Genomic DNA, 7,194 nt, shown 5'->3' with positions numbered 1-7,194 from the left:
GTTCGACACCATCTCTCGCTCGTCGCTGATGGCTCGCGAGAGCATGCCCGAGATACCATCGCCGGCCGCGATTTGGGTGTCGGCTTTCATACTCTCGCTCCGACTCACCATCGCTCCCGTCTTCGCCTCGATGTGCTCGTCCGCGTCGAGCGTCACGGTGAGGATCGCGTTGCTCGGTCCGTTGGTAATTTCGTACTCCATACGGAAAAATGAGGGTATCACCGTATATGAATCTACTTGCCTGAGCGGTTGAGACACCGTTTTATAGCAATCCAGCACCGATGAACGAAATCTCTGTTCGGTTCGGAAGCACGTCCTCGACACCGACGGCGAAGACCGTTTCACCGAGCATGGCCATGCTCGCCGCGCCGCCTGTTTCCTCCACGTCGGCCACGGTGCGTCGAACCCGTTCGGTCGGCAACCCGATTTCTCGTGCGAACGACCAGGCATCCCGCGTCAGGCGTTCGAGCGACGGTTCCCCGGGAAGCGAATCGAGGGTTCGCCCGCCGACGGTTTCGATTTTCGTCATGATGTCGGCGTCGCCGAGCGTCTCGCTGGTCGCCACCCCGCCGAACGAGACGTACTCGATGGCGTTCGTCGGTTCCCACCGTCGCCGTCCCGTGCCGTCGTCCATCATCAAGCCCCCGGCGGATTGGATGAACACGTCTCCGAGTCCGGTTCCAGCGTTCACCTCCGCGACGTGTGCGGCCTGTACGAGGTCCTCGCGCGAGCGCCCGAGGTCGAACGTTTCGTTCGCGGACAGCGCCGTTGCGAGCGTGGCCGCACCGCTCGCTCCGAAGCCACAGCCGATGGGAATCGCCGATTCGAGTTCGACGCGCGCCGTCACGGCCAACCCGTTGAGGACACCAGCGACCGGTTCGAAGTCGGTCCGCTCGCCGTCCAGCAATATCTCGGTTCGGTCGGCCTCCCGAACATCGGCCACGATGCCGTCCTCGATAGCCATGCTCGCGCCTTTCGATCCGTCGCCCGATTCGGCCGGTGCGAACACCGCCGTCACGCTTCCCGGAGCGAACGCTCTCATACACGTATGGATGCAAAAGTAGGCCTTGAATCCCCCGTCACCGGAACCTCGTATTAGCAGGTGTATAAATCAAACGCGGGCGTTCACATCGCCCCGTCGTCGAATTCGAGCGTCACGTCGAGCAGGTCCGACAGAATCTCCGGAAACTCGATGGGTTCGTCCTGTTCGGCATCCATCCACCCCGCCACGCTGTCCGCGAGGCGCGTAACGGTCGTCCGGTCGTGCCGTCGGAGATGATACAGTGCGTACCGCCGACGCGGTTCCGCGAGAATCTGAAGCAGTGCGCGTAACGAGTGTTCGTCGCCGTCCATGCCTTCGCTTACCGGATGGTGTATTTTTAGGGTGGATTAATAAGATACCGGATTCACCTGTGCCGTGCAAAGTTATAGTCTCCCCTTGGAATGATAGGGTATGGTCGACTTCCTGCCCTCCACCGTCGATTCCGTCGCGGACGAGGACCGCGACCCGCGGGTCGTCGGCGTCGACAGCGAAGATGCGGACGCGTTAGTCGCGGCCCTCTCCTCGCAAACCGGCCGGGACATCCTCGCCACCCTCTACGAGGAACCGGCGACCCCGGCCACCATCGCCGAACGCGTCGATACCTCCCTCCAAAACGCCCAGTACCACCTCGGCAAACTGGAAGACGGCAACCTCGTCGAAGTCGCGGACACGGCCTACTCCGAGAAAGGTCGGGAAATGAAGGTGTACGCCCCGACGGCCGAACCGCTCGTCCTCTTCGCCGGGAACGAATCGGACACGGGAGGGCTACAGTCCGCCCTCAAGAACCTGCTCGGCGGAATCGGCGTCCTCGGACTGGCGAGCCTCGTCGTTCAGCGACTCGCCGACGGCAAGCCGCTTCTCGGATCGTTGACCTTGAGTTCCGGAGGCAGTGACAGCACTTCGGGGGGAAACGCCGACAACGGTGCCGATAGCGCGGCGACGACGCACGCCAACAACGCGGGCGGTAGCGCACCCGAGACGACTCACACGAGCGGGACGCACGCGAGCACGACCGCCCACAATGCGGGCGGAGCGGCTGACAACGCGACGTCCACCCTGAGTAAGACGGTGGATCACACGACGACGGCAGTGCATCACGCGACCACGACGGCCTCGGATCAACTGACGACCACGATGCAGTCGAGTACGACGAACACGACGCGGACGGTCGCCGAAAGCGCGACGAGCGCCGGAATCCCGCCGGGACTGCTCTTTTTCGCCGGAGGAGCGTTGATTCTCGTTCTTGGCTTCGCCGTCTGGTATCACCGGGCGTACCGACGCTGAACGCTAAGAGCCTCCGCACCGTCTTCTTGGGTTGTCATGTTCGACCGGGCGACCCTCGGCACCGTCGGGACGGTTTGTACCGTACTGGGAGCGGCGCTCCTCGTCGTCTCGTTTCCGGTCGTTATCGTCGGGATTTCCGACGTCGTCTCGCAGACACGGACGGTGACCGCCGCACTCGCCGTGCTCGTGCGGACCGCCCCGAGCGATACGGCCCTTCACGGGCCGCGATCACGGCTCTCGTTCGGATTGCTCGGGGTCGGCGTCGGGTGCTGGTTACTCGGTGCCGGACTGATCGCACAGGGGCGCATCGAGCGGTTGGAAAAGCGAGACGGGAGAAACGGCGGGGCGTGACGACTGAAGCGTCCGTGAAGCGAAGCGGATCGAGAAGGGGGTGGGGTGTGACAAGTGAAGCGTTCGTGAAGTGGTGGGTGTGGCGCGAGGTTCCGAAGACCCTCGTGAACGTCGAACACCGTCACACAGCGAGTCGTTGGCGACGACAGGGGGCGACGGTGCAACCGCAGGTATGGTGCTGTCCGATGGGTGATGGCAGGATCCGTCACGTCAACGTTGGGTGCGCCACGGATCGTGAGAGACGCTGCTCCCAAAAAAGCGTCGCTAAGTGGTCTATATAGCGGAAAATAGCCGCGAATCGGCGCGGGGGCCGTCAGTATGCAAAACCATTTGGTCCTCCCGTCGGTTGCGAACGATATGGACGCGTTCGAGCGACTGGAGGCCTTTCTCCAGCAACTCCGTCGGAACGTCGGCGTCGAAACCGTGTACGGCACTCCGGTTCATCTCAAGAACCGGACCATTATCCCGATCGCCAAGGTCGGCTACGGGTTCGGGGGTTTCGGCGGCGGGGGAAGCAGTCGAATTGGTGGCGGCGCGACGGCGAAACCGGTCGGCGCGCTCGAAGTCACGCCGGACGGGACGCGGTTCGTTCGGTTTTCCGAATCCCGGCGAACACTGATGGCTATCGGCGTCGGCCTCGTCCTCGGTGTACTCCTCGGACGCGGGAGCTGATTTTTCCGGCTCAGCGGGACGGGGTGACCGAACGGAGGACGGCGAAGTCGAAGCGGTCGATCCGTCGGAGGCCGACGAACAACAGGACGGCGACCCCGACGGGGAGCCAGTGGGTGAAGTAGGCGTTCATCGCCCCCCAGAGGATGACGAAGCTCACCATGTCGTCCAGCATGAACTCACAGGAATCGAGGCGGTCACGAAGCGCCCGCCAGTCGAAACCGAGTTCGACCAGTCCGACCGCGACGGCGCCGCTGACGACCCAACCGAAGTAGTTCGAGAGCGGGACGCCGTAGTAGATACCGCCGCCGGGGTACGTCCAAAACCGGAGCGCGACGGCCGCCGGGTCCAACACGAGGTCGATGACGACGACGACGGCGAGCGAGGCCGCAAAGCGGGCGACCCGCGAGTCCGCACGCGGGCCGAGCAGGAGGAGACAGAGCAGGTAGCTGTTCAGTACGAGCGGGAAGAAGAAGACGGGAAGCCCCGCCGGAACCGTCCCGAACAGCATCGGACCGAGTTCGAGGATGTAGTGGAACTGCCCGTACGGGAACCCCGTCGTCACGCCGACGAACTCGATGAGATAGGTGTAGATGGTCAGCAACAACAGCGCGATACCCGCCCGTCTGTCGATGAGCGGCAGCAGTCCGGCGACGAGCGGCGAGCGCATGACGACCGTACCGAAGATGATGAGGAAGGGGTTCCGTGCGAGCCACGCCGGAACCCACGGCTCGGTGCCCACGATGAACATCACGGCCCCGATGAGCGGAAAGACGACGGCGATGGTGAACCGGTTCTCGCGGACGAGCGCTGAAACCCGTGTTTCGACCGCCTCTCTATCCATGCAGCACACCCCACAGGCCGCCCATCGTCAACACGGCCCCGACGGCGGTGTTGATGGCCGGATACCACCAGTAGGCCCGCGAAATGGTCACGTCGCGGGCGACCCACACGACGACGAGGAGGGGGTAGGTCAACAGGAGTACGCCCGCTCGTACGTCGAGGAGCGCGAACAGCCCCGCCGCGGCCAGCCAGCAGGCCGCACAGTACGCCAGCGTCCTCGACTCGCCGAGGATGGTTGCGGTGGTTCGAATCCCGGCCCGTCGGTCGGGTTCAATGTCGGGAATCGCCGAGAACGTGTGCATGCCCATCGCCCAGAGCCACCCGCCGAGGACGGCGAGGAACGGCGGCTGACTCCCGGACAGCGTTGCGTAGGCCAGCGCGCCGGGAAGGACGTACAACCCGTTGGAGATCGAATCGAGGATCGGCGTCGTCTTGAACCGTAGCGGCGGTGCGGAGTACTCCGCGCCGAGGACGAGAAACCCGAGCAGCCACGGCCACGCGGCGGACGGCGTGACGAGGAGGAACCCGAGGCCGAGGAGGGCACAGACCGCGACCGCGACCGGAACCGTCCGGTCGCCTCGATACCGCGTTTCCCGCTCGTCCTTCTTCGGGTTCCCCTCGTCGATGTCCGCGTCGAACACGTCGTTGATGCCGTAGAGGAAGACGTTCGCCGGGAGGAGGAAATAGACGAAGAGGGCGAGCGAAACCAGCGAGAGCAGATCACCGAGTGATGACGCGCCGTAGGCGAGACCCACCAGTACCGGCCCGGCGAGGTAGAGCCAGAATCGCGGCCGCGACAGTTTCAGTAGGGAGCGGATCATCGTTCGATAGTCGAGCATCGGTTGATAGTCGAAATTAGTAATCCTCGATCATGGCGTCTGCGGTGTGCTGGCCGCCGATGAGGCACATCGGAACGCCGATGCCGGGATTCGTGTACGACCCGGTGAAGTAGAGGCCGTCGACCTTCGAGGAGCGGTGGTGGGGGCGCATCGGCCCGGTCTGCATGAGCGTGTGGGCGAGTCCCAGCGCCGTCCCCTTCGTGCTGTTGTAGCGGTCGGCGAACTCCGAGACGGAGAACGACTTCTCGAAGACGATTCGGTCGTGGAGCGAAACGCCGGTGTTCGTCTCGATGTCGGAGAGGACTTTCTCGCGGAAGTTCTCGCGGATGGCCGGGCCGTCCGGCAGTCCGGGTGCGATGGGGACGAGCGCGAACAGGTTGCTGTGTCCCTCGGGTGCGACGGAGTCGTCCGTCTTGCTCGGCACGCAGAGGTAGTAGGCCGGATCGTCGGGCCACGCCGGTTCCTCGAAGATTTCGTCGAAATGTGAATTCCAGTCCTCGGGGAGGACGAGGGTGTGATGGGCGAGCGGTTCCACGTCCCCCTCGACGCCGAGATACAACAGGAAGGCGGAGGGCGCGTACGTTCTGGATTCCCAGTAATCAGCGTCGTACTGACGGGATTCCGGCGGAAGGAGCTCCTGTTCGGTGTGGGCGTAGTCGGCGTCGCTGACCACCAAGTCGGCCGCGGTTCGAGAGTCGCCGCTGTGGACGAAGAAGTCGCCCTCGTTGCCTGTGATGTCCGTCACCTCGTGGTCGGTTTCGAACTCGACGCCCAGTTCTTCCGCGAGTTCGACGATGCCGTCCACGACGTCGCCGATGCCGTTTTCGGGGTAGTAGACGCCGAGGTTGAAATCGACGTGGCTCATCAGGTTGTAGATCGCGGGCGTGTTGTTCGGCGACCCGCCCAAGAAGACGAGCGTGTACTGCATGATCTGCTGGAGTCGCGGGTTCTCGAAGTAGCCCTCGACGTGTTCCTGCATCGATCCGAGGAGGTTCAGGCCGCGCGCGTTTCTCGCCACGTCCATCGAGACGTAATCCCGAAACCGGGAGCGGTCGGTGTAGACGAAGTGTTCCATCCCGACGTCGTAGCTCTCCTCGGACTTGTCGAGGTAGCGCTGGAGGGCCTCGCCTGCCCCGTCCTCGTACGATTCGAACAGCTCCTTGTTTCGCTCCAAATCGGGAACGATGTCGATGGAGTCGGTGGTTTCGTCGTCGGTTTTGAAGAAGATACGATAATGCGGGTCGAGTTGCTGGAGTCGGTAGTAGTCGCTCGGCGTTCGGTCGAAGTGGCCGAAGAATCGCTCGAACACGTCGGGCATCAGATACCACGACGGCCCCATGTCGAACCGGAAGCCGTCCGCTTCGAGCCTGCTGGCACGGCCGCCGAGCTGTTCGTTCTTCTCGAATACCGTCACGTCCGCGCCAGCGTCGGCGAGATAGCACGCAGTCGAGAGGCCGCCGAAACCGCTGCCGACGACGACCACCGAGCAGTCAGCGAGATTCATACCGGACCTGGGGTTGGAAGACTGATAAAAACAACCCCCCGACTGTTGGGTTTCATCACCGTATAAGGTCGGTTGTTCGGGGGTTTAGCTGGCGTATAACAAAGGTACGGGGTGTACTAAGAGTAAGTGCGCCCAACTCCTGACTCGGGCGCGTCAGTGTGTCAGTGTGAGCGCGCGTATGTCGGCGGTGCCGGAGGCTCTGGCGGAAGGATGGCTTCCTTCCAAAGTGTCACCAAACCTCTCACGTAAGTTCTCATCCCGAGATACCGTAGACCCCCACACTGCACCACCCCTCCCTTGCTTTCATCTCTCTTCATATCGTTCGATAGACTTATACTCCAGTATCACACCGTGAGTACCAACAGGGTCGAACGAATGGAGTTAGACGCATTCTTTCTGTTGTTGGGTGTCGCCGTCCTCTCGTTTCTCCTCGTCGCCTCGCTGTACGTCGTCTGGTCACGAGTCGTCGGTCTCGACCCGACGCTGGTCCGGAAGTTCGCCTCCTTCACCGGCATCAAACGGTTTTTCACGGCGCTGGTGTCCGGCGCACTGCTCGGAACCGCCGTCGTCGTCGCGCCGTCCGTCCCGGTCGGTATCGCGGCCATCGTCATGCTCGCGGCGAGCGTCTTCGCCGGTCTCATGCTGTTCGAGTTGCTGCAGAA

Annotated in this window: 10 protein-coding genes; 4 read left to right on the top strand and 6 right to left on the bottom strand. The window is 63.1% G+C overall.

The features are described 5' to 3' along the window. From WBV42_RS00940 to WBV42_RS00930, 3 genes are all read right to left on the bottom strand, one after another. Positions 1–201: AIM24 family protein (locus WBV42_RS00940; protein WP_423984378.1), on the bottom strand; the 201-nt coding region annotated here is incomplete at its 3' end. 61 nt (positions 202–262) lie between these two features. Next, positions 263–1,042: a pantoate kinase gene (locus WBV42_RS00935; RefSeq protein ID WP_423984377.1), complete on the bottom strand. Its 780-nt coding sequence runs from the start codon at positions 1,040–1,042 to the stop codon at positions 263–265. Positions 1,043–1,125: 83 nt separating this feature from the next. Next, positions 1,126–1,353, bottom strand: a complete 228-nt coding sequence (locus tag WBV42_RS00930) for a DUF7344 domain-containing protein (protein WP_423984376.1) — start codon at positions 1,351–1,353, stop codon at positions 1,126–1,128. A 100-nt stretch (positions 1,354–1,453) separates the two neighbouring features. Between WBV42_RS00930 and WBV42_RS00925 the strand changes: the two genes are divergently transcribed. The 3 genes from WBV42_RS00925 to WBV42_RS00915 all read left to right on the top strand — a co-directional run bounded on the left by WBV42_RS00925 (position 1,454) and on the right by WBV42_RS00915 (position 3,349). Then, entirely contained in the window at positions 1,454–2,326 is an 873-nt protein-coding gene (locus WBV42_RS00925; protein ID WP_423984375.1) for an ArsR/SmtB family transcription factor, read from the top strand. 36 nt (positions 2,327–2,362) lie between these two features. Continuing rightward, the gene (locus tag WBV42_RS00920) at positions 2,363–2,677 is read left to right on the top strand and encodes a hypothetical protein (RefSeq protein WP_423984374.1); all 315 of its coding nucleotides are present in this window, start codon (positions 2,363–2,365) and stop codon (positions 2,675–2,677) included. A 318-nt stretch (positions 2,678–2,995) separates the two neighbouring features. Continuing rightward, a complete protein-coding gene (locus tag WBV42_RS00915; RefSeq protein ID WP_423984373.1) occupies positions 2,996–3,349 on the top strand; it encodes a hypothetical protein in 354 nt (117 codons plus the stop codon). 10 nt (positions 3,350–3,359) lie between these two features. On the opposite strand, the gene cruF is transcribed toward WBV42_RS00915, so the two are convergent. From cruF to WBV42_RS00900, 3 genes are read right to left on the bottom strand one after another with little or no spacing between them, the layout of a single operon-like run. After that, the gene (gene cruF / locus WBV42_RS00910) at positions 3,360–4,190 is read right to left on the bottom strand and encodes a bisanhydrobacterioruberin hydratase (RefSeq protein ID WP_423984372.1); all 831 of its coding nucleotides are present in this window, start codon (positions 4,188–4,190) and stop codon (positions 3,360–3,362) included. Continuing rightward, positions 4,183–5,010 carry a prenyltransferase gene (locus tag WBV42_RS00905; protein WP_423984379.1) on the bottom strand — a complete coding sequence of 276 codons (828 nt, stop codon included), beginning with the start codon at positions 5,008–5,010 and terminating at the stop codon, positions 4,183–4,185. The genes cruF and WBV42_RS00905 overlap by 8 nt, the downstream gene beginning before the upstream one ends. Positions 5,011–5,044: 34 nt before the next feature. Beyond that, complete coding sequence (locus WBV42_RS00900; protein ID WP_423984371.1) at positions 5,045–6,532, bottom strand: phytoene desaturase family protein; 1,488 nt, start codon at positions 6,530–6,532, stop codon at positions 5,045–5,047. Positions 6,533–6,907: 375 nt separating this feature from the next. Between WBV42_RS00900 and WBV42_RS00895 the strand changes: the two genes are divergently transcribed. Beyond that, positions 6,908–7,194: hypothetical protein (locus WBV42_RS00895; RefSeq protein WP_423984370.1), on the top strand; the 287-nt coding region annotated here is incomplete at its 3' end.

The organism is Haladaptatus sp. (assembly GCF_049589095.1).
Lineage (GTDB): Archaea > Halobacteriota > Halobacteria > Halobacteriales > Haladaptataceae > Haladaptatus.
The sequence above is the reverse complement of the archived record's forward strand: the minus strand, read 5'-3'. Positions and strand labels throughout refer to the sequence as shown.

Coding starts and splice junctions, on each gene's coding strand:
- cruF (WP_423984372.1), bottom strand. CDS start 4,190: ATGGATAGAGAGGCGGTCGAAACACGGGTTTCAGCGCTCGTCCGCGAG.
- WBV42_RS00925 (WP_423984375.1), top strand. CDS start 1,454: ATGGTCGACTTCCTGCCCTCCACCGTCGATTCCGTCGCGGACGAGGAC.
- WBV42_RS00915 (WP_423984373.1), top strand. CDS start 2,996: ATGCAAAACCATTTGGTCCTCCCGTCGGTTGCGAACGATATGGACGCG.
- WBV42_RS00920 (WP_423984374.1), top strand. CDS start 2,363: ATGTTCGACCGGGCGACCCTCGGCACCGTCGGGACGGTTTGTACCGTA.
- WBV42_RS00900 (WP_423984371.1), bottom strand. CDS start 6,532: ATGAATCTCGCTGACTGCTCGGTGGTCGTCGTCGGCAGCGGTTTCGGC.
- WBV42_RS00905 (WP_423984379.1), bottom strand. CDS start 5,010: ATGATCCGCTCCCTACTGAAACTGTCGCGGCCGCGATTCTGGCTCTAC.
- WBV42_RS00930 (WP_423984376.1), bottom strand. CDS start 1,353: ATGGACGGCGACGAACACTCGTTACGCGCACTGCTTCAGATTCTCGCG.
- WBV42_RS00935 (WP_423984377.1), bottom strand. CDS start 1,042: ATGAGAGCGTTCGCTCCGGGAAGCGTGACGGCGGTGTTCGCACCGGCC.